This window comes from Nostoc sp. JL33, assembly GCF_017114985.1.
In the GTDB taxonomy this organism is placed as follows: domain Bacteria; phylum Cyanobacteriota; class Cyanobacteriia; order Cyanobacteriales; family Nostocaceae; genus Nostoc.
Window position 1 is genome coordinate 169,909 of sequence record NZ_JABXKP010000064.1, and the last position, 22,043, is coordinate 191,951.

19 protein-coding genes and 1 pseudogene are annotated in these 22,043 nt (G+C 43.9%); 13 read left to right on the forward strand and 7 right to left on the reverse strand.

Going from position 1 to position 22,043, the window contains the following annotated elements:
- The first annotated feature begins 1,291 nt into the window (after window positions 1-1,291).
- Complete coding sequence (gene rpoD, locus HWQ23_RS17895; RefSeq protein WP_292830531.1) at window positions 1,292-2,461, forward strand: RNA polymerase sigma factor RpoD; 1,170 nt, start codon at window positions 1,292-1,294, stop codon at window positions 2,459-2,461.
- Between the two features lie 124 nt (window positions 2,462-2,585).
- On the opposite strand, the gene HWQ23_RS17900 is transcribed toward rpoD, so the two are convergent.
- Complete coding sequence (locus tag HWQ23_RS17900; RefSeq protein WP_100898540.1) at window positions 2,586-2,771, reverse strand: chlorophyll a/b-binding protein; 186 nt, start codon at window positions 2,769-2,771, stop codon at window positions 2,586-2,588.
- 616 nt (window positions 2,772-3,387) lie between these two features.
- The gene (gene gyrA / locus HWQ23_RS17905; protein WP_292830536.1) at window positions 3,388-5,943 is read right to left on the reverse strand and encodes a DNA gyrase subunit A; all 2,556 of its coding nucleotides are present in this window, start codon (window positions 5,941-5,943) and stop codon (window positions 3,388-3,390) included.
- Between the two features lie 283 nt (window positions 5,944-6,226).
- On the opposite strand from gyrA, the gene HWQ23_RS17910 reads away from it, so the two are divergent.
- Complete coding sequence (locus tag HWQ23_RS17910) at window positions 6,227-6,631, forward strand: response regulator (RefSeq protein ID WP_109009404.1); 405 nt, start codon at window positions 6,227-6,229, stop codon at window positions 6,629-6,631.
- Between the two features lie 252 nt (window positions 6,632-6,883).
- Here HWQ23_RS17910 and HWQ23_RS17915 read toward each other — a convergent pair whose 3' ends face one another.
- Window positions 6,884-7,771, reverse strand: a complete 888-nt coding sequence (locus HWQ23_RS17915; protein WP_292830539.1) for a tetratricopeptide repeat protein — start codon at window positions 7,769-7,771, stop codon at window positions 6,884-6,886.
- A 145-nt stretch (window positions 7,772-7,916) separates the two neighbouring features.
- On the opposite strand from HWQ23_RS17915, the gene HWQ23_RS17920 reads away from it, so the two are divergent.
- The 6 genes from HWQ23_RS17920 to HWQ23_RS17945 all read left to right on the forward strand — a co-directional run bounded on the left by HWQ23_RS17920 (window position 7,917) and on the right by HWQ23_RS17945 (window position 15,189).
- Window positions 7,917-8,555: a TetR/AcrR family transcriptional regulator gene (locus tag HWQ23_RS17920; protein WP_292830541.1), complete on the forward strand. Its 639-nt coding sequence runs from the start codon at window positions 7,917-7,919 to the stop codon at window positions 8,553-8,555.
- Window positions 8,556-8,859: 304 nt separating this feature from the next.
- Complete coding sequence (locus HWQ23_RS17925) at window positions 8,860-9,330, forward strand: hypothetical protein (RefSeq protein ID WP_292830543.1); 471 nt, start codon at window positions 8,860-8,862, stop codon at window positions 9,328-9,330.
- Window positions 9,331-9,851: 521 nt separating this feature from the next.
- Entirely contained in the window at window positions 9,852-11,435 is a 1,584-nt protein-coding gene (locus tag HWQ23_RS17930) for an efflux RND transporter periplasmic adaptor subunit (protein WP_292830545.1), read from the forward strand.
- Between the two features lie 199 nt (window positions 11,436-11,634).
- The gene (locus tag HWQ23_RS17935; RefSeq protein ID WP_292830794.1) at window positions 11,635-12,906 is read left to right on the forward strand and encodes an ABC transporter permease; all 1,272 of its coding nucleotides are present in this window, start codon (window positions 11,635-11,637) and stop codon (window positions 12,904-12,906) included.
- 66 nt (window positions 12,907-12,972) lie between these two features.
- The gene (locus HWQ23_RS17940) at window positions 12,973-13,644 is read left to right on the forward strand and encodes an ABC transporter ATP-binding protein (RefSeq protein WP_292830547.1); all 672 of its coding nucleotides are present in this window, start codon (window positions 12,973-12,975) and stop codon (window positions 13,642-13,644) included.
- 114 nt (window positions 13,645-13,758) lie between these two features.
- A complete protein-coding gene (locus HWQ23_RS17945) occupies window positions 13,759-15,189 on the forward strand; it encodes a TolC family protein (RefSeq protein WP_292830549.1) in 1,431 nt (476 codons plus the stop codon).
- A 101-nt stretch (window positions 15,190-15,290) separates the two neighbouring features.
- On the opposite strand, the gene HWQ23_RS17950 is transcribed toward HWQ23_RS17945, so the two are convergent.
- Both HWQ23_RS17950 and HWQ23_RS17955 read right to left on the reverse strand, forming a co-directional pair.
- Window positions 15,291-17,552: a cation:proton antiporter domain-containing protein gene (locus HWQ23_RS17950; protein ID WP_292830551.1), complete on the reverse strand. Its 2,262-nt coding sequence runs from the start codon at window positions 17,550-17,552 to the stop codon at window positions 15,291-15,293.
- Between the two features lie 172 nt (window positions 17,553-17,724).
- Window positions 17,725-18,543, reverse strand: a complete 819-nt coding sequence (locus HWQ23_RS17955) for a class I SAM-dependent methyltransferase (protein ID WP_292830553.1) — start codon at window positions 18,541-18,543, stop codon at window positions 17,725-17,727.
- Between the two features lie 6 nt (window positions 18,544-18,549).
- Between HWQ23_RS17955 and HWQ23_RS17960 the strand changes: the two genes are divergently transcribed.
- Both HWQ23_RS17960 and HWQ23_RS17965 read left to right on the forward strand, forming a co-directional pair.
- Entirely contained in the window at window positions 18,550-19,371 is an 822-nt protein-coding gene (locus HWQ23_RS17960) for a class I SAM-dependent methyltransferase (protein ID WP_292830555.1), read from the forward strand.
- A 165-nt stretch (window positions 19,372-19,536) separates the two neighbouring features.
- Window positions 19,537-19,719, forward strand: a pseudogene (locus HWQ23_RS17965) (hypothetical protein); the annotation flags it as partial.
- A 38-nt stretch (window positions 19,720-19,757) separates the two neighbouring features.
- Here HWQ23_RS17965 and HWQ23_RS17970 read toward each other — a convergent pair.
- Both HWQ23_RS17970 and HWQ23_RS17975 read right to left on the reverse strand, forming a co-directional pair.
- Entirely contained in the window at window positions 19,758-20,054 is a 297-nt protein-coding gene (locus HWQ23_RS17970; protein WP_292830557.1) for a hypothetical protein, read from the reverse strand.
- A gap of 28 nt (window positions 20,055-20,082) precedes the next feature.
- Window positions 20,083-20,550, reverse strand: coding sequence for a VOC family protein (locus tag HWQ23_RS17975; RefSeq protein ID WP_292830559.1), 468 nt, complete (start codon window positions 20,548-20,550; stop codon window positions 20,083-20,085).
- Between the two features lie 77 nt (window positions 20,551-20,627).
- Between HWQ23_RS17975 and HWQ23_RS17980 the strand changes: the two genes are divergently transcribed.
- The 3 genes from HWQ23_RS17980 (at window position 20,628) to HWQ23_RS17990 (ending at window position 21,998) form a co-directional block, all read left to right on the forward strand.
- Window positions 20,628-21,101, forward strand: a complete 474-nt coding sequence (locus HWQ23_RS17980) for a DUF4385 domain-containing protein (RefSeq protein WP_292830561.1) — start codon at window positions 20,628-20,630, stop codon at window positions 21,099-21,101.
- A 466-nt stretch (window positions 21,102-21,567) separates the two neighbouring features.
- Window positions 21,568-21,813 carry a DUF433 domain-containing protein gene (locus HWQ23_RS17985; RefSeq protein WP_292830563.1) on the forward strand — a complete coding sequence of 82 codons (246 nt, stop codon included), beginning with the start codon at window positions 21,568-21,570 and terminating at the stop codon, window positions 21,811-21,813.
- Complete coding sequence (locus HWQ23_RS17990) at window positions 21,813-21,998, forward strand: DUF5615 family PIN-like protein (protein WP_292830797.1); 186 nt, start codon at window positions 21,813-21,815, stop codon at window positions 21,996-21,998. Before HWQ23_RS17985 ends, HWQ23_RS17990 begins: the two co-directional genes overlap by 1 nt.
- The last annotated feature ends 45 nt before the right edge of the window (window positions 21,999-22,043 follow it).

Sequence of the window (22,043 nt, forward strand, 5' to 3'; positions counted from 1 at the left end):
GTAAATTTAGTCAAGATAATACTATTTGCACTGACTAGCTGATTAATTTTCCCCACCAGCTAGAAACACATTTGTTATGCTTTAAGAAAATAACTGAACATTATCTATCAAACAGCAGTTAATAAGTATCTTGAGGATTTGTGATCATAAAATGACAAAAACTTACTGAAATAAAAGGTATTTAAGTTTACAATTGAGTTACGGAAAAAACTTTCCTAACCAAATCATCAGGCATCTTCTGGGTTCTCTCTGTTGGAGGTAATGCCTAGTCCAACCAGACACCATCTGGCAGCAAACTTGTTAATATCTTCATGTAATGCCCTGGCGATCGCTATTGTATTGTATGTATCTAATGTACTTTTGCCTAAGATAGGACTATATTGGCGAGTTCGCAGGACAAATCGTTTTTTAATTGATTAAAATATCCTTGTATACAATAAGAAGAGTTTGTCAAGATTCATAGGGCTGAAATCGCCACAGTGCGCTAACGTGTGAATAAGACCAAATTAGTTAAACCGAAATTGATCTGCTATCAGGTCGATTCTGCCACCGCCTCAACTCCTTAGTTAAGGTAATTAGTACGCAGAAGGTTAACTGCTTTCAGGCAAGCACCATCACCCTTGTTGTATTTACCCAAGGTCAACACCCGCTTTAGTCTGAGGAATGCGTAATTTATGAAGGAAATGTAAAAATGGCTAGATTAAGACGAATCATCTGAGTTAACATACAATGCACTCTTTCTCAGTAATTTAGGTTGTGTAAAATACATGAAATTCGGCAAAAGCAAGCGTACTTACTTTCTAAACTAATGAGAGGGTCACTGCAATTCCGAAAGTGGAGAAAAAATTTCCGGGTATAACTCCGGTTTTTAATGTCTTTTTGGAAATAGTGGCTAACAATTGCTGTAGGAGTTCATGATTAATACACAAAAACAGTACAATTTCTGTGAAACAGGCTACAATCGGAAGAGTCTTTATAGGAAAATCTGCCAACAGTATGAACTCATTTGTATAGAGTGGCAAATTTTTTGATAAAGGCGAGCCTTTTTTTTGACCAGTTAGTTGAAAGCAATATGTGATAGCAACACATATAACATTTACTAAGGTAAGCAAGTCACCTTTAGTAATTGCTTAAACTAAAGTAAAAACCCTCCGACCGGAGGTGTAAAACGTCCGAAAATATTTCTGGCAAATCTGCCAAAAAGCTTTTTTCGGTTGACAAGTAGCTCGTTTAAAAGAGCAGTAAACACATCTTGAGTAATTGATTCTGCAAGGAGCATGAGGAACGCGGCATGAACCAGGCTAACAACGTACTCGAAAGCATATATCAGCCTGACCTCGAAATAATAAATCAGCCTGAGCTCGAGTTAGAAGAACTCTTAATAGACGAAGAAGAGGACTTGCTGATCATCGATGAAGGTGACGAGGAATTTTTAGAGCCTCAGTCTGATGAGGACGACGCAAAGTCTGGAAAAGCCGCTAAATCGCGTCGTCGGACACAAAGCAAGAAAAAGCACTACACCGAAGATTCAATTCGGCTTTACTTGCAAGAAATTGGTAGAATTCGGCTGTTGCGGGCAGACGAAGAAATTGAATTGGCGCGGAAAATAGCCGATTTGTTGGAATTAGAGAGGGTGCGGGAAAGACTCTGTGAACAGCTGGATCGCGATCCTAGAGATAGTGAATGGGCAGAAGCAGTGCAACTGCCACTACCAGCCTTTCGTTATCGCCTCCATGTTGGTCGCAGGGCGAAAGACAAGATGGTGCAATCTAACCTCCGTCTTGTGGTTTCAATTGCCAAAAAGTACATGAATCGTGGTTTGTCGTTCCAAGACTTAATTCAGGAAGGCAGTCTCGGTTTGATTCGTGCCGCTGAAAAGTTTGACCACGAAAAAGGCTATAAGTTCTCTACATACGCTACATGGTGGATTCGTCAAGCAATTACCCGCGCGATCGCAGATCAATCCCGCACGATTCGTCTTCCAGTTCACCTTTACGAAACCATCTCTCGGATTAAGAAAACTACCAAGCTGCTGTCTCAAGAGATGGGTCGCAAACCCACTGAAGAAGAAATCGCCACTCGCATGGAAATGACCATTGAGAAGCTGCGGTTTATTGCTAAATCCGCCCAGTTACCTATTTCACTAGAAACGCCCATTGGTAAAGAAGAAGATTCTCGATTGGGCGATTTTATTGAATCCGATGGTGAGACGCCAGAAGACCAAGTTTCCAAAAATCTTCTGCGCGAAGACCTCGAAAAAGTCCTCGACAGTCTCAGCCCTCGTGAACGGGATGTTCTCAGACTGCGTTACGGCTTGGATGATGGTCGGATGAAGACCCTTGAGGAAATCGGACAGATTTTCAACGTCACCCGCGAACGCATTCGTCAAATTGAGGCGAAAGCACTCCGTAAGTTACGCCACCCAAATCGTAACAGCGTTCTCAAGGAATATATTCGGTAGTTATTGGTCATTTGTCAATAGTCATTTGTCATTAGTCTTAGACAAATGACAAACAAATAAAAAACCTGGTAGTGAATTAGCACTCCAGGTTTTTTTATTTATAGGTCATCTTGGATATTAAAGCTTATAGAATGCCCCAAAAATGTAGGAAGCCTTGACCAGAAAAAAGCTCAACCAAAACGGCTGCTGAAAAGCCAATCATTGCCAAGCGACCGTTCCAAATTTCTGCTTGTGGGGTAAAGCCCCAACGCCAAGCGTTGCGATCTTCAATTACAGGAGTAGTTACTTTTGTTGTGGTTGCATTTGTCATGGTTCAGACTCCAAGCTTAATTTTTAAGGTTTATTGCCTTATGTAAACTAATATAACAAATCTTTTCATAAAGTCAACATTTTTTATACTTTTGTTTCCATAGCTTGACATAAACATTAACAGCTATTACTACAAATTAAAACATCGGCCTTCAGTTAGATTTACTGAGGCAGAAGAAATCTTATTTAGACTTTTACCGTCATAGACAATAATATATTGTTGAAACTAATTGTCAAGTAAATCATTTGCAGTGGTTGATTTACTATAGAGGTTATTATTTTTAAATTAAAAATTATTGATAATAAATGAAAACAGGACTTACGCAAACAATAGCTGAAAAGAATGATTTTTAGGTAGGGGCAATATCCTGCGGTCAGCTAAAGCTAGATGAATTGCCCCTACAGCATCTAGTTTTGCGTAAGTTCTAGGAGATATTTGGAGTTAAAAACACTTAGGAAGCTGCCCAGATCCCCGGCTTCTTCAAGAAGTCGGGGATCTAAATCCAGCGATTTAGTAAACACCATCCCAATATTTTCTGCCGCCAATTCGTGAGGCGGCAGCCCTCTAAAAAGGCATTCCCAGTCGGAGACTCTTAACGAGATCAGCCCTAGATAATTTACGATCGCACTTCCGCCACGGTGATGATTTTTTCATCGCGGTTAAGTTGGAGGATGCTTTCACCTTTGACATCTCTACCTAAGAGCGGCACTGTTTCCACAGGTATCCGCACTACCCGCTCTTTATTCGTCACTAAAGCTACTTCGCCAGATGCGTTGGCGTAGCCCGCCGTTCGCGTAGCGTCTCGTAGAGAAGGCATCGCTATGACCATACCAGCTAAGTTGTCAGTTTTGCTGGCAAATTTCAGCGCTTGCGTGCCTAAATCGCCGCGATTGGCCGCTCTTAACTGACTTGCAGCCATTCGCTTGGCATATCCTTCTTGAGTAACTAGCAGTAGTTGGTCATCTTTACCGACAGTGACACAGCCAACCATTTGCTGATTTTTCAATAACCGAAATGCTTGTAAACCCATCGCGGCGCGACCCATAATCGGTAATTGTTCATCATTGACTGCAAAGCGCAACAATCGCCCACCTGAACTAGCTAAAATTAGATGCTCCCCTGGAGTGTTGAACTGGGTAAACGACAATTCATCATCGTCTTTGAGCTTCAAAATTGTGATTCCGCGCCGAGTCAGGTTAGTAAATTCTTCCAGAGACAGACGCTTAATTCGTCCCTGTTTTGTTAAGAGAATCATCTGCCTAGTTTCAAGATTTTCCGGCAGCAAAAAGCGGCTGACCACAGCTTCTTGAGCACCTTGAGCAGTACTACTGAGCATAGTAATCAAAGGTTTGCCCCGTGGAGAACGTCCAGTCGTTGGCGGAATTTCTCCCACATTCACAGGATAGACTTTGCCGCCACCGGTTAGTATTAGCAAGTCTTTTGCTGTGTCGGTCAACACAGTTTGGATAATGAAGTCATTATCGTGCAGACCATTTTCGCCTTTTGACTTTCTCCCAGATGGCTGGGTGCGACGGACATAACCCCGTTGGGTAAATTCTAAAATCGCCTCCTCTGCTGGCTGTTCTAATTTTGGATTTGGGATTTGGGATTTTGGATTGTCCTGATCATCTTCTGATCCTCTGTTCTTGTGATCCTCTGCCCTAGACTTTTGCTCCTCTCCTATTTTCGTCCGCCGGGGATCGTTGTACTTGCGCTTGAGCGATCGCAAATCTTTTTTCAGCGCCTTCAATAATTCCCGGCGATCGTTGAGTAACCGCTCCAACAAGCCAATTTGTTCACTTATCTGCTCAAATTCCTGCTGCAAATTTTGCTGTTCTAAACTGGTGAGGCGGCGCAATGGCATAGCCAGAATTGCATCTCCTTGTACCTCGCTCAAATCCAGTTGGCTACAAAGGTTAATTTTTGCCGTACTGCCATCGGGAGCTTGGCGTAAAATTTGAATTACCTGATCCAAATTAGACAGCGCTTTCAGTAAACCTTCTACCAAATGTACACGGTTTTGAGCCTTTCCCAACTCGTAATTGTAGCGACGGTTCAGCGTCTGTTCTCGGAAACTCAAAAACTCCTGCAACAGTTGACGCAAACTTAATTGGCGGGGTTGTCCATCCACTATTGCTAGGAGAATTGCCCCAAAAGTCATTTGTAAGGCAGTTTGGTGATATAAATGCTGGAGAACTTCTTGGGGATTGGTATCGCGCTTGAGTTCAATTACCACTCGCATACCTTCGCGATCGCTCTCATCCCGAAGATCAGAAATTCCTTGCAAGCGACCTTGATTTACTAAGTCCGCTACCTTCTCAATCCAGGCAGCCTTATTCACTTGATATGGCAATTCTGTAATGATAATTGCCGTCCGTCGCTTGCTTCCCCTACTGGCTGGAATTTCCTCCAGAGTCGCAACTCCCCGCAGCAGAATCCCACCTTTACCTGTGGTGTATGCTTCCCGAATTCCCGCCTCACCAATTATTTCTCCACCAGTGGGAAAGTCTGGCCCTGGAATTAGCTCAAATAATTTTTCATCTGGCAAATCTGGGTTGTCGATTAAGGCAATTAACCCATCGACAATTTCCCCCAAGTTGTGCGGTGGAACATTCGTCGCCATTCCCACGGCAATACCAGAACAACCATTGAGCAACAGAAAGGGCAATTGAGCAGGTAGCACCGTTGGTTCTTGCTGGGAATTATCGAAGTTCCCCACAAATTCCACGGTTTCTTCACCAATTTCTGTCAGCATTCCCTCATGGCTGATCGGCGCGAGGCGTGTTTCTGTGTAGCGCATCGCTGCTGGCGGGTCATTATCGACGCTGCCAAAGTTACCGTGTCCTGCTAACAAAGGATAGCGGCTAGAAAAATCCTGTACCAGCCTCACTAAAGCATCGTAAACTGATTGGTCGCCGTGAGGATGGTATTTACCCAACACATCACCCACTACACGCGCACATTTTCGATAGGGTCTATCTGGTATTAAACCGAGTTCGTGCATTGCATACAAAATGCGACGATGCACTGGTTTTAAGCCATCACGCACGTCTGGTAGCGCTCGCCCGACAATCACGCTCATGGCATATTCTAGATAAGACCGTTGCATCTCGGTGTGCAGGGCTGTTGTAATTACCTGTCCCGTTGCGAGAAGGTTTAACTGTTTTGCCATGAGTTTTTTCCCTGAAATTTAACTACACAAAAGCCGATGGAACTCAACACTGCGGCAACCACAGCATAACGGATGAAATAGGATTCATAACAAAATTTTGATAGTCATAGAAGAAAAGGCAGTAGTATCATCCTTGATGACGAGGATGCAATTGACTATTAAAAAGGATGCAGACGACTATAATCTACATAAACTTAGTAGCCATGATACTTACCATGATTGCATTTCTTAATTTTGAATTCGGGAATTCTTGAATCCTCTCACCTCTATAACTAAAATTCTCATGAAAACTGTTTTAATTGTCGAAGACGATCTAATTAATGCTCGTGTTTTTTCCAAAATTTTGTCCAAGCGTGGCGGCTTGGGTGTGAAACACACTGAAAATGTGGAAGAAGTCATAAAAATTGCCCAATCAGGAGAAGCAGACCTGATTTTGATGGATGTTTCTCTGTCTAGAAGTGTTTATCAAGGTAAATCTGTTGATGGAATCAAAATTACACAAATGTTAAAATCTGATCCCAAAACAGCAAACTTACCTGTTATTTTGGTGACAGCACATGCTATGGAAGGCGATCGCGAGAATTTTCTCAAGCAAAGCGGCGCTGATGGGTACATTTCTAAGCCTGTTGTTGACCATCAACAGTTTGTTGACCAAATCATCGCACTTCTACCCACAGACGACCACTAAGAATTAACGACTTATTTCAGGAATACTCGCCCGCCAATGTTTTTGGGCGACTAGTTCCTGTCTTAATTAGTATATATGTACTATAAAAAGGTACTGTTAGGCAAGTGGTAATAGGAGAGGGGAGAGGGGAGTGGGGAGTGGGGAATGGGGAATGGGGAATGGGGAATGGGGAATGGGGAATGGGGAATGGGGAGAATGAAAAATTACCTCTTTCCCATCTACTCCCTACTCCCTACTCCCTACTCCCTACTCCTATTGGGTAGGCTGTTTTCCAGGGGTTGATGATGAGTTTTCTCGTTGGAGTAGGGCTGCTTGAATACGGGGTAATTCTAGGAATTTTTTCGTATCAGACAGTAGGCGATCGCCCCAGAGATTTTCTTTGAGGAAATCCAAATTAGCATAGCGCGAATCGATGCGGAGTGCAGATTCTCCCAAGGTTAGTCCTTGTTGGCGTTCGCCTTTACTATACAGTGCCACTGCCAAGGCTAATAAAGGCTCTGCGGCTTGCTTCTCAAGGGTTATAGCAGATTGCCATCGCTTAATCGCTTCCGGAATATTACCCTGTTCGTAGTTGATTAAGCCAATATTGTTGAGCGCCGGCCAGAATTTTTTATCTTGGGAGACGGCTTTATCGTACTGGGCGATCGCATCTGGCAATCGCCCCAGCAGATAGTAAGCATTACCCAAATCAAATAACCCCTCTGGATCATTGGGTTTTAACTTCAAACCATCTTGGTAATTGACAAGAGCTGCTTGGTAATTTTTCTGCTGAAAATTAGCTGAACCCAAAGCAAACAGAATATCACCATTTTTGGGGTTGATAGCTTGCGCTTTTTTCAGGCTAGCGATCGCCCCGTCAAACTCTTTTGTTTGCAGTTGCAATCCACCTAAGAGCAACCACACCTTATCATTCCCAGGAGCCAGTTGACTAGCCAGCCGCGCTCGTGGCAAAGCTAAATCAACCTGTTGAAACTGAGCTAGTTGAGCCGCCTCTTGTGCCAAGCTCAACCCCTGCTTCTCTAACTTTGTCGCATCTAGTTGCAATGTATGGGGTATTAATGCCTGCGCGTTAGCGGCTTTTGGCATACTCCACAAACTACAGACCATTAGAAAAGAAATCAAACGAACATATTTAGGCACACTACCGCCTTTAAGCCACTAATCAAAGAATCTTTCAGCTAGCTTAAACGATCTCCGCTGTTGACGGTAGCAAAATCTTACGTCATTAGCTGTTGACATCCCGATCACAAAAGCAATATATTAATAAGTAATCACTTACTTATTTATGGCTCGTATACCCAGAATCACCAATCAGCAAATCTTAGAAGCGGCTCGTCAAATTTTCCTACAACAAGGATTTGGTGCTTCAACCTTAGAAATTGCTCAACAAGCTGGTATTTCTGAAGCTTCAATTTTTAAGCGATTCTCAACGAAAGAAGAATTATTTTTTGCGGCGATGGGAATTCCAGAAAAACCCCAGTGGGTGAACGAGTTGGAATGTCTTTGTGGCAAAGGCAATCTCAAAGAAAACCTGATCAAGGTCTGCTTTGAGATTATGGAATTCTATCGCCAGGTGCTGCCTCAAATAATCATGGTGCGATCGCGAGGCAATGCGATGCCAGAACTTGGAGGTAAAGAAGCAAGACCGATGGTAGATGTGAAAGTACTGACTGCTTTCTTAGAGTGTGAGATCAACCAAGATCGCCTTCGCCCTTGCGATCCCCAGACAGTGGCTCATATCTTAGTAGGGTCGGTGATCAACTACGTTTTCTTAGAACAAATGTCGTCCCAAGTCAGTATACCAACTACCGAATTAGCAATAGGAACTTACTTAAATTCTGGAGTTCCTGCCCCGGAAGTATCAGTATTTGTCCTGAGTCTTGTGGATATTCTCTGGCAAGGAATCGCACCAAGGCAGGATTAAGTAAACCGACGCGTGGACGCTTTTGCACGGAGACGCAAAGAGATTTTTAGAAATATTTCCCCGCGTCTCGCCTTCCCCAGTAACCATTAGAAAAACTGATGACTTTGGTCATACATCAGCCTAGAATTACTAGTGACTTTGGTCATACATGGGTTGGGAAATTTTGAGCCATAATGATTATGTATGAATTTATACGATAATGTAAATATGAGGCATCTTGATGCCAGGACAAAAGCAACTGTCTAAATTGCTAAATCCGAACCTAAGCAGAATAGAACTTTAATCTAAACAAGGAGTCAATTACATGCTGAAAGCAAACCGTGTATCAATAGTCTTAGCTGCTGCTGCCCTGATCATTGTTCCTGCTCTCTTGGCTGCGCCTGCAAATGCCCAGAGGGTTGAACGCGATCGAGATTGGAACGGCGACAGCAGACCCAATGCCGCAGAAGTTGGATCTCCGCCAAATAGGGGCGATTGGAACCGCGACGGCAGACCCAATCCTAGAGAAGTTGGAGCTCCGCCAAATAGGGGCAATTGGAACCGCGACGGCAGACCCAATCCTAGAGAAGTTGGAACTCCGGCAAATAGGGGCAATTGGAACCGCGACGGCAGACCCAATCCTAGAGAAGTTGGAGCTCCGCCAAATAGGGGCAATTGGAACCGCGACGGCAGACCCAATCCTAGAGAAGTTGGAACTCCGGCAAATAGGGGCAATTGGAACCGCGACAGCAGACCCAATCCTAGAGAAGTTGGAGCTCCACCTAGAGGCAATTGAAACCGCGACAACGAATCCTATAGCAGAGTAGTCAGACTTGGCAATGGTGACATCAGATATCCCAATGGGCAAATTATTCTTTCTAGGAACATAGCCAGATTGCGTAATCAAGGTTACTTCAGACTTCCCAATGGAGATATTCTTCTTCCCAATCAAGAAATTGTTTCTGCTGGGAGATTAGTCAGAGTGCGTGATGATTACTTCAGACTTTTTAGTGGACTGGTATTGCAAATAAACCTTTAAACTATCGCCCTTGATGTCTCCCCTCCTCCCAAAAAAGAGGTGAGATCGCCTGCCTGTAGGATGCCCGAACGCGAACAGCGTCTCCTGTGTTGAGAAGGGCTGTAGGGAGGAGATTGGACTGGCTCTTTCTGAGTGGAGCAAGGGAAACGTCTCCGGCTTTGCTCGTGAATTCTTTTTTGTGAAAACACTAAAAAATCAATAAATTGTCAGGGCTACCAGGCTCTAGTTTTAGCCGTGAATAACCAGCTTGGTAGCCGTTCTTTATAGACAAAGCGAATATGAAAATTGATACAACATCAAAACCTGTAGATTCATCAGTTTTGGTTCCAGAGGTAAAGAAAAAAAAGGTCACACGTAATTGGCTCTCTTGGCTAATTGCTCTTTGCCTTTTGGGTGGAATTGGCTATGCAGTTTATTACCAAGTAACAGTTGTTTCCCGTCAAGAAGCCAGACGCCGGGTGCTGACAAAGCCTGTAGAAAGGCAGAGTTTAACAATCACAGTTTCAGCGAACGGAACGGTAAAGCCTGAGCGGTCAATCAACCTCAGCCCGAAAAATTCCGGCATCCTAAAAAGGCTGTTGGCGAAGGAAGGAGATATCGTCAAACAAGAACAGATTGTCGCTTACATGGATGATTCCAACCTGCGGGGGCAGCTAACCTCTGCTCAAGGACAATTAGCACAAGCCGAGGCGAATTTGCAAAAAGCGATCGCAGGCAATCGTCCTCAAGATATTGCTCAAGCACAAGGAGTATTAGACGAAGCCGAGGCGAATCTGCAAAAGGTACAAACAGGCAATCGCTCTCAAGATATTGGCCAAGCACAGGCACGGTTGCAAAGCGCTCAAGCCGCCCTTCGCCAAGCAGAAGATAATTTTGTTCGTAATCAGCAACTTTACAATGCAGGTGGTATTTCCCTTCAGACTCTTAACCAAAACCGTTCCAATCGCGACACTGCCCAAGCTAGTGTAAATGAAGCACAACAAGCACTAGCGTTGCAAAAAGCCGGGTCACGTTCCGAAGACATCGAGCAAGCACAAGCTGTGGTGAAACAGAGACAGCAAGCTTTGGCACTTCTGAAAGCCGGAACGCGCCAAGAAGATATTGACGCAGCCCGCGCCCAGGTAACATCTGCTCGTGGTTCGCTGCAAAACATCCAAGCCCAAATCAATGACACGATCATTCGCGCACCCTTTGATGGTGTGGTGACAAAGAAGTATGCCGATCCAGGCGCTTTCGTGACACCCACAACTGCCAGTAGTGAAGTAGCTTCTTCTTCTTCTTCTTCAATCTTGTCTCTAGCTTCCACAAATGAAGTTGTCGCAAGTTTAGCGGAAACAAATATTTCCAAAATCCGCCTTGGTCAAAAAGTCTCGATTAAAGCAGATGCCTACCCAGGAAAAACCTTTGAAGGTAAAGTCAGCCAAATTGCTGCCCAAGCAGTAGTAACGCAAAACGTCACCAGTTTTGAAGTCAGAGTATCACTTTCAGATCCTCAAATGCTACTGCGGTCTGGGATGAATGCGGAAGTAGATTTTCAAGTCGGTCAAGTTCAAAATGTTTTAGTAGTACCAACGGCCTCAGTGGTGCGCCAAGAAAATGCCACAGGTGTGTTTGTGGCAGGAAAAAATAACAAACCTGTGTTTACTCGCATCGAGACTGGCGTTACCGCGAATAACTTTACTGAAGTTAAGTCTGGATTGACAGGAAACGAAAGAGTATTGCTCAGTTTCCCACCAGGGTCACGTCCGCAATCAACACCGAGAGGAGGAGTTTTTCCTGGTCTAGGAGGCGGAGCAGGTGGAGCAGGTGGTGGCGGCGGTCGTTCAGGCGGTGGTGGCCGTTCTCAAGGCGGTGGTTCTTAAAGTGAGTTTTAAATTAATACGGTTCACTTAAGGCTTAACTCTTTGTCAAAGTCAATTTTTTTAACGAACCGCATACTCCTACGGAGAAGCAAGCTACGCGCAGCGTCTCGTAGAGAAGGACGCAAAGGACGCAAAGGAAGAGAAGGAAGAAATGTTTAGCTGAACTGGATTGAGTTTTAAATAAAACCTTATGTTTAAGATGTTTAAGGGCTTTTACAAAGTTAAGAATACCCGCACAGTACCGTTGCTGGAAATCTTGACAATGGCGGCAGAGACTCTATGGAGTAACAAATTACGCACAGGTCTAACTATGTTGGGTGTAATTATTGGGATTTCCTCAGTCATTGCCATTACTTCTGTTGGTCAGGGAGTGCAAAAGGGTGTTGAGCAACAGATACAAGCATTGGGTACAGATGTCATCCAAATCTTAGCGGGTGCGGCGAGAAGCGGGAATGTCCGTCAAGGGGTAGGTTCTAGCAGCACCTTGACTTGGGAAGATGCTAAGGCGATCGCTACACAAGCGCCATCAGCACAGATTGTTTCTGCTTATCTGCAACGCAGCGCCCAAGTTGTATATGCAGGACAGAACACCTCAACAACCATTTATGGCACAGATTTAAACTACCCAGAAGTCAGAAATACCCACCCTCAGCAAGGGAGATATTTTACTCAGGAAGAACTAGATATTGCCGCACAGTTTGCTATTCTTGGCCCCACAGTCCAAACCACACTCTTTGGACAGGGTGTAAATCCGATCGGTGAGCGAATTCGGATTCAGGGAGAGGCTTATGAAGTAATTGGGGTGATGGAGCCTAAAGGCGCTCAAGGCCCGATGGATCGAGATGACCAGATTTTCATCCCTCTAACTACTATGTCGAAGAGACTGGTTGGTAACAATGCCCTGGTAGGCGTTTCTGTAAATGGAATTTTAGTCAAAGGCGCGAATCAGGAGCAGTTAGAAGCCGCTCAGTTTCAAGTCACCAATCTCTTACGGCTGCGTCACAACATTTATCCGCCACAAGCTGATGATTTTCGGCTGACTAATCAAGCTGATATTGTTAGTACCTTCACTAGTATTGTGGGTTTATTTACAGTTATGGTAGTAGCGATCGCTGGAATTTCTCTGGTGGTTGGTGGAATTGGCATTGCCAATATTATGCTAGTTTCCGTGGTTGAGCGGACGCGAGAAATCGGGATTCGCAAAGCCGTAGGAGCCACCAATTCCGCAATACTTAATCAATTTTTAGCCGAAGCGATCGTGATTTCCATTGTCGGCGGATGTATTGGTATGGCGACTGGCGTTTTATTAGCCTTTATAGCTGCAAACACTTTCAAATTTCCGTTTGTAATTTCTTTCTTATCGATCATTGCTGGTTTTGGACTCTCATTAACGGTTGGCTTAATCGCTGGGGTAATTCCAGCACAGAACGCCGCCAAATTAGATCCAATCAACGCTTTACGTAGTGACTAAATAATTCCTAACTCCTGTACAGACGCGATTAATCGCGTCTCTCCTAACTCCTAACTCCTAATTTTTATGCCAACCATGATTTGGATGGAATCTATTACTAAAACCTATCATTTGGGAGAAGTTAGTGTTCCAATACTCAAGGGAATTCAACTTTCCATTGAAGAAGGGGAATACGTCTCTATTATGGGTGCGTCAGGTTCGGGTAAATCCACGCTGATGAATATTTTGGGATGCCTGGATCGTCCCACAACTGGAGACTATATTTTTGAAGGCAGAAACCTGACGACTTTTGATGATGATGAATTAGCCTATATTCGCAACCAAAGGATAGGTTTTGTTTTCCAACAATTTAACCTATTGGCGCGGGCGACAGCGCTAGAAAATGTTATGTTACCAATGGTTTACGCTAACTTGCCTAAGCCAAAACGCCGTGAAAGGGCATTAGAAGCCTTGGAAAAGGTAGGACTAGGGGAACGCATCGCTAACCGTCCTAGTCAACTCTCTGGCGGACAACAACAACGGGTAGCGATCGCTCGCGCTTTGGTTAACCGACCGGCGTTAGTTTTGGCAGATGAGCCAACAGGAGCTTTAGATACTGAAACTTCTCGTGAGGTGATGAGTTTGCTGACAGAACTTAATGACCAAGGAATCACAATTGTGATTGTCACTCATGAGCCAGATATTGCTGCTCAAACTCAAAGGATTATTCGAGTTCAGGATGGTTTGATTGTAGGCTAATTTGTTAATATCAACCTTTTGAGGGGGAAGTTAAGATTTTAACCTCTGTAGGTCAATCAGGAGCAAAACTTTGATTGTATCCTCAAAGAAACCCGATTATTGACTACATCAATTATGAATTTCAGCTTATTGTTCGTGCATTATACCTGGGCTAGCGTAGCGTTGGCGGTAGCCTTGCCCTCAGGCATCGCTATTCTTCCAATAGCAAGTGCAGCAACTCCCCCAAAACCACAGAATTCCTCAACCTCTGTACAGGTTCCCGATTACCTCAACCCCAATCCCAATCCTCTGGAATTTCCTACCAAACCGGAGGAAATAAGGATTCAGAGAACTGTGCCAATCAGTTTGGCACAAGCTTTAGAACTAGCAAAACGCAACAATCGAGACTTACAGGTAGCCATATTAGAGTTAGAACGCAGTCGCGCGGCGGTACGTCAGTCTCAAGCTGCCTTGTTTCCTACTCTTGGTATTAACAGTAGTCTGACTAATAATGGTAATGGTTTTACCAGCAGTCCATCTCAACCCGTGACCTCTTTCAATGGTTCAGCACAACTGAATTATGACCTGTATACTTCTGGGAACCGACAAGGGGCAATCCGAGCAGCTGAAGAACAACTACGTTTGGATGAATTAAATGTTGAAACTCAGTCTCTTACAATTAGGTTGAATGCCACGACTCAATACTACGATTTGCAACAAGCCGATGAACAAGTAAGAATTAATCGGTCTGCTGTGGAAAATGCCCAGGCTAGTTTGCGGGATACTCTAGCCAGAGAACAGGCTGGAGTAGGTACGCGGTTCGATGTGCTACAAGCTCAGGTGAATTTAGCAAACACCCAACAACAGCTTACTAATGCTATCTCACAGCAGCAAATTGCCCGTCGTCAGCTTGCCACGTTGTTAAGTTTGTCGCAGTCAGTTGATATCAGTGCAGCAGATCCCGTACAACTAGCGGGACTTTGGCAGCCAACAGTGGAACAAACTATTATCCAAGCGTTTCAAAATCGTCCAGAATTGCAACAGTTTTTGGCACAACGTAATATTTACGAGCAACAGCGACGACAAGCACTTTCACAGCTAGGGCCGCAAATTAGTTTGGCAGCCAACTACAATCTGCTAGATCGGTATAACGATGGTGTCAGCGTTACTGATGGGTATTCAGTGGGACTCACAGGAAATTTAAGTTTGTTTGAGGGGGGAGCAGCAAGAGCGAGTGCGGCTCAATCCACAGCTAATATTGGGGTCGCAGAGTCTCAATTTGCTAGCCAGCGCGACCAAATTCGCTTTGATGTAGAACAGTACTATTCTCAATTGCAATCCAATTTAAATAATGTGCAAACTTCTAGTGTGGCTTTAAATCAAGCCAGGGAAGCTGTGAATTTAGCAAGGCTGAGGTTCCAAGCGGGTGTGGGCACTCAAACAGAGGTGATTGATGCTGAAAATGACCTGACAAGAGCAGAAGGTAATCGAGTCGCAGCTATTTTGGATTACAATCGCGCTCTAGCTAATTTGCAAAGATCAACCACTCTCAGAGGTTCGCGCTAAGGTCAAATTATTAAAGAAAAGTTTGCTTAGATGCTGAGATTGATAATCTATGTGAGTATAAATATATTCATACAAACTAAATGCATCTAAGCTGAGAACGACTATGGCGTAGTAATTACCGCTACTGGGCAATGGGCTTTACTCAAAATTGCATCCACTCTGTGACCGAAGAAAACGCGACCCGTAACCATTCGGATACTACTCCCTAGAATAATTAGGTCAACTTCCTTGGTTTGGGCAAACTTGAGGATTTCCCTTTCTGGGCTGGTTCCTTGAAGAATATAGGTTTTGACATCAGCACCCAGATTGCGGCCAATTGCTGCTTGCTGTTCGAGCAGATCGTGAGCAATTTCTTTGACTGGAGTTAGCGATCGCTGCTCATAAAGAATATAGTCAACCTGTGGCAAATTAATCACGTTCACGATCATCACTAATGCCCCTGTTTGAGCAGCGATCGTACTTGCCATCTCTACGGCATTTTTGCTATATTCTGTCCCCACCGTTGGCACCAAAATCTTTGTCAGCTGTTGTTGAGCGATTTTGCATATCTCGCCTTTGGGTTGGGGTAGCTGCGACTTCACCACCATCGTTGCACAAGGGGCTTCTTGTACTACCCGATCTACAAGCAAATTGAACAATGCTTTCTGGGGGCGGATCTTTTCCGAAGCTCCCAGTACAATCAAGTCATAGTTTTTGTTCGCTTCATTCAGAATTACCTCCGCTTTATTACGCCCAGACTCCGTTTTTGTTTGCAAGGTGGTATCAGCAGGTAGGTTCATTTCCTCAACAACAGAGGCTAGAGCTTGCTCTGCGGCAGTGTCTTTTACCTCGGTTGCCGTTCGACGTGCTTTTTTTTGGGGCTGCTTGTCACTCAGGGCATATAGAGATGTGACTTCTATCGAGTTTTGGTGAGCCATGTAACCGACTAGTTGCGCCGCGAGTTGGATGTTGGGGCCACCGCTAGTAGGTATTAAGACACGCTGGATTTGCTTGATAAAGCTGCGGCTATCCTGTTCTTCTTGTTCCAAACGTTGAGCTTCTTCATCACTCATCACCACCTTTGATAAACACCAGCGCAGAAGGGGCGGAGCCATTAGCGAAGTAACGATCGCTACCATGACAATAATCGAGTACATCTGGGGATTCAGCACTCCCAAAGATAAACCAATCGTGGCAACGACAATTTCCATCGCCCCGCGAGCATTCATCCCGGAACCCATCGCCAAACCTTCCCAATGACTCAAGCCGCCGACGCGAGAACCAATGTAAGCACCTGTAAACTTGCCAACACAGGCGACAGTGAGAACAATCAAGCCAAATAGCAACGTTTGGGGCACTAACAAAGTTAGCAAGTTAACTTTCAAGCCAGCTGAAGCAAAGAAAATTGGCGCTAGAAAGGCTGCTGTGAAGACTTCTAGCATATGTCCAGCCTCATTGCTAAAACGGCGAGATTGACCTGCCAAAATCCCCAGCACAAAAGCACCTAATGCTGCTTCTAGACCTAATGCGTGGGTAAGTGCTGCTGCCGAGAGCGAAAGAATCAGCACAACCGATATACTAGCGGAGATTCCGCCAACGTAGTCATCAACCCACCGCAAAATCTGGTCTACGATGGTACGCCCAATTGTAAAGGCGATCGCTAGAAACAATATAGCCGCACTCACGGAATGGAAAATTGTCCCAAAGTCAAATTTGCCGCTACTAGCTAAACCTGAAACCACAGAAAGTAAAATCCAGCCGATGGTGTCGTCAGTCATGCCAGCAGCTAAGGTGACTTGACCAATGTCACGGCGAATTAGGTTTAAGTCCATCAGCACCTTAGCAATCACTGGTACTGCCGAAATACTCATTGCTGTGGCGATAAACAGACTGAATACTAGTCGCTTTTCTGGAGCCGCCAAAAAACTATCTGGTAGTAGCCAGCCCAATCCAAATCCGGTGATAAACGGGACAATAATTCCGCCTAATGAAATCAACAGAGCCGTTTTACCCTTACGAAGGATCAGCTTGAGATCCGTCTCCAACCCAGTCACAATCAGCAAAAATAACACGCCTAACCAAGAAATAACCGAAAGTAAATTAGACTGTTCTTGACTTTTGGGAAAAATGTGTGCCTGTAAGTCTGGAAGGAGCAGACCAAATAGAGAAGGGCCAAGCAGCACACCTGCGAGTAATTCCCCAACAACAGGCGGTAGGTTAATCCGGCGCATCAATTCACCCAATCCCCGCGCTACCAGAAGCAACAGTGACAGTTGCACCAGCACCAACAGCAGTTCATGATGACCGAGAGGTTTAATTAAACCGTCACCTGCTACTTTCTGTGCAGCGAGTACAGGCACTAACATTAGGGACAGGTTTGGCATATAAACGTCCAAAGGTTGGATTACAAATTTTTCAAGGCGCTGTTTAAGTAAATCCTGAAAATGTTTACTTCGACATCGGTCTAGGAGCTTAAACTGTCATTGTCATTAGTAACGGTAAGATTATGATGCGCGATCGCCCTCATCTGTCAGTTCAGCAGCAAAGCTCATCAACTTATTTTCGAGCGCGAACAAAAAACTTTGTAGTGTCTATCCAAATACCTCGATCGGTTGCTACTTTCTCAATTTCTGCTTTGTACTCAACTTGCAATTGATTTAATTGTTCTTGTGATAATTTTGACAACAGGGGATTACCTTTAAAATTTATCTTAATTACTGTCTCAGATAATTTGTTATCACTAAGAGGGCGATAACGTCCTGATGGCTCAATCTTAATTTCGATATCTCTAAAACCTGCCTGATTGAGTAAATTGCGGCATTTTTCTGGAGTTCCCAGTGGTTCAAGGATATGTGGTAGCGATTCACCCAAAACTCTAGCGCAGATCCTCTGCTGAAGAGATGCCATCAAAGCTGTTTCGGGAGGACAAGTGAATGCCACAAATCCTCCGGGTTTTAAGAAGCGATACCACTTTTTTAAAATAGCAATTAGATCAGGAAAAAGTACAATTGCCTCACAACAAAAGACAACATCAAAACTACTATCACTAAAGTTTAAATATTCTGCATCTGCCTCAATTAACTCGATATTTTGTAATTTTGCTGCTGCAATTTTAAGTCTTGCTTGATGCAACATTCCAGGGGTCATGTCAATCCCAATCACGTAGCCCTCTGAACCAACTTTTTCAGATGCAGGAATGGCAATTAAACCTGTTCCAGTCGCTACATCAAGGATTTTTTGTCCCGAATGTAGTGGAACAAATTCAAGTAAAATCTTGGCTTCTAGAGGATGACGAGTACCTTCTTCATGGTCATAAGTCGTTCTACTACCATAAAATTCTCTTAGTTGCTGCTTATAATTATCTAGATCAGTCATAACCAAATGTTAAATTTTCTCCACTTTATAGTAACTTTTATTGTGATATTGAGTTGCTTGCTGCTGAATCCAACCCTGACAGCACAAGCCGCAACTTCATCCACCACTGTTTACGAACAACGGATAATCCATAGTCCAGATGGTATCGGCAAATACTACATGGGGCGCGAAATCGCCAAAGTTATGGGATACACAGGCGCTGGCTGGTTAGAACGTCCAAGCCGAGAGGGAGAGGAACAGCCAAGTAAGGTAGTCAACGCCCTCAATCTGAAACCTAATCATGTGGTGGCGGATATTGGTGCTGGTACAGGTTACTTAAGCTTTCGCATTGCGCCTTTATTAACAGATGGTAAGGTGTTGGCTGTAGATGTTCAGCCAGAAATGTTGGAAATCATTGATTTGTTCAAAAAAGAGAAAAATATCACCAATGTTGAGCCTGTTTTGGCAACTCTTAGCGACCCCAACTTACCATCTGAAAGTATCGATTTGGCGTTGATGGTGGATGCTTACCATGAACTTGAGTATCCTCAAGAAGTCATGCAAGGAATTGTCAAAGGACTTAAACCAGGTGGTCGGGTAGTGCTGGTTGAGTACCGGGGTGAAAATCCCTTTATTATGATTAAAGGTCTACACAAGATGACTCAAAAGCAAGTCCGTAAAGAAATGCAAGCTGTTGGTTTGGTTTGGCGGGAAACCAAAAACTTGTTACCTCGACAGCATTTAATGGTGTTTGAGAAACCTGATTCTAGTGCCAGCCATATCTTTATTAATAAATCTTGCACTGCGTTTCTATCCCGCCTCAAAATGAATTCCGAGTCTCATAGTTAAAGTCCACGCTTAGTGGACTGAATTGATCATTTAGTCCACTAAGCGTGGACTTCAGCTATCAGCCCTGAACTTCAGTTCTGGGCGGGATGTCGGTGAGTGTGACAGATTCACTCTGACAAAAATGTGGGTAGAGAATTTTTCGGCTTATGCGTACACCGTAGCCTAAATGGAATTATTAAAAGCCAAGTATTTCCTGGTTTGTGGTTGTCAAGGTTAGATTTACTTGCTGGCAATATGCAGCAAGTATTGGCTGTGTTGCAGTTGGGATTAAATTCACCAGAACATCAAATATTTGTGCAGCAGTCGTCTAGTCAGAATTCAGGAGTCGGAATTCAAAAGTCAGAATAGTTAAAGAATCAGGAAAACATTTGATGACTATTTTGCCATCAGTCTATTTTTTGGGGAATGAGACTGGCACTTTTGGTTACACTATCCCAAACAATCCAGTTAAGAGAATTATCTAAATCATCGGGGCTGTTTGAAACTTTAAAATATAGCTTTTCTTCACGTTTTCTTTCAATGGCAAAGTCGGCATTTTGAGCATAAGCGACTATAAAACCTTTGTCTCGCAAACAATACATCGCCCAGGCTTTCAATGATTGCTTGTATGGTTCGTGTGGAATTGGTGGTTTTGTGATTGTGTCTTCAATTACTTGAAAGATTTGCGTGAGATTTGCAGCCATAGTAGATACTTTTGTTATTACCTCTAAGTTAACTAGCTTCTGGATCGCAACGAATTTCAATCATAAAGCCATCTGGATCGTAAAAATACACACCTCTACCAGTAGGACGAGTGACTGGGCCATGTGCGATCGCTATTTTATTTTCTCTGATCACTGTCACCGCGCGATCGAATAACTGCGGATCGATGTCAAAGGCGAGATGGTACGCTCTAGTGAAAGTCTTTTCTGGGTCTGGATTTGGTGGTGATAATTCTGGTTCCCCAAATAAATCCAGTATCGTCCCGTCCGGGGTGATGAAGTTGGCTACTTTGCCAGATGCGACAAGTTCCAGCAGGGTTGCGGGTACTTCATCGCCTGTGAGTTCATGCAAACCCAGGATAGTGCCATAAAAGTAGCGGGAAGCTTGCATATCCTGGACGTTGAGGGCAATGTGATGCACTTTACGCAGATTTCCTGGCGCAAGGACACTGTTCACGGATTGGGTGCTAGATAGCATAGTAGAATAAAATCTCAATACTTAGATAGAAGTTGAACTTTTTTCTTAAAGTTTATTATAAATAATAAAAATCTATCATGGCTTTTGATTATTCTTTAGACTTTAAAAATATTGATTTTCGCCAACATCCTGAACTCTATCGTGTTGGTAAGGGTGAGCAGGGTGTACTTTTGGTTGAACCATACAAATCAGAAGTCCTTCCCTACTGGCGGTTCAAAACTCCTGAGATTGCTAAAGAGTCGAGTGAAAAAATCTACGAGATGTTTCTTGAATATCTAGAGAAAGATGATTTTGTCGGCGCGGATATGGCACGCAAGTTTATTCAAATGGGTTATACTCGCTCCCGTCGTTACGCTAATCATAAAAGCGGCAGAAAATATAAACAAAATTCGGAAACTTCAGGTTCCAAAAAAGAGATTCTTCCCTATGAAGTAGACCCAGTTAAAGCGGAATCAGCAGCAATATTTAAAGCCAAGTGGATACAAGCAAAGACAAATGAGAAATATCAAGAGCTTTTAGCCAAACATAAACAGATGTATGAGCTAGAGTAAGACACTATTAACTTTCAACTAAGGAATAAGAATTAAATAACATACATCTGGTGAAAAAGAATTGTTTTGACGTAGCACTGCTACGTCTCTACAAGGGTTCAGGGTAACGCATATTTAATTTCACGCCTATGTCTAACATAGAATTTATGTCCCTGGCTTACCTCACCCTCAATCCCTCTCCGATATATTGGAGAGGGAAGCTAGAGACAGGATGAAGTATTTCCATTTTATTTAATCTACGTTCCGAAGCGACTTTCGGAGGGTGCCTTATGCGGAGGAAGCTCTGAGCTTGGTGAATGAACCTCTGAACTTGGTGAATGAACCTTGGGGACTCATTGCAGAAACTCGTGACATTGTGACTAATTAATTTAAGATTAACGCGATCGCATCTTCCATTCACCAAGCCCACAAAAATCATACTGTGCAACTGTGCAACAATAGCTGTAGCTGAGTCGGAGTACAAACTATGGACTGGCAACAGTACATTCATTCAGACCCAAAAATTCTGCTGGGTAAGCCGACTGTGAAAGGAACTCGTTTATCTGTAGAGTTCTTATTAGGTTTGTTTGCTGCGGGATGGACAGAACAACAAGTGCTAGAAAACTATCCTACTCTTACCTCACAAGCATTAAGAGCGGTGTTCGCTTTTACAGCAGAGTGTATGCGTGAAGAATCTTTGTACACCCTACCGCTTTTGTCTGAGACGGGATGATGCAGTTTCTAGCAAATGAAAATTTTCCTCTGATGAGCGTTAGATATTTGCGCTCTGCTGGTTACGATGTAGCCTATGGAAGTGAAGATGCGCCAGGTGCAGAAGATTCTGAGGTTCTGACGCGTGCAGTTCGTGAGGGGCGAATCATTCTGACATTTGACCGAGATTATAAGAATGTAGGCTGAAAACCCTGCGGCTTCAGCCCAGGGATGAAAGCCACGACGCAGGGT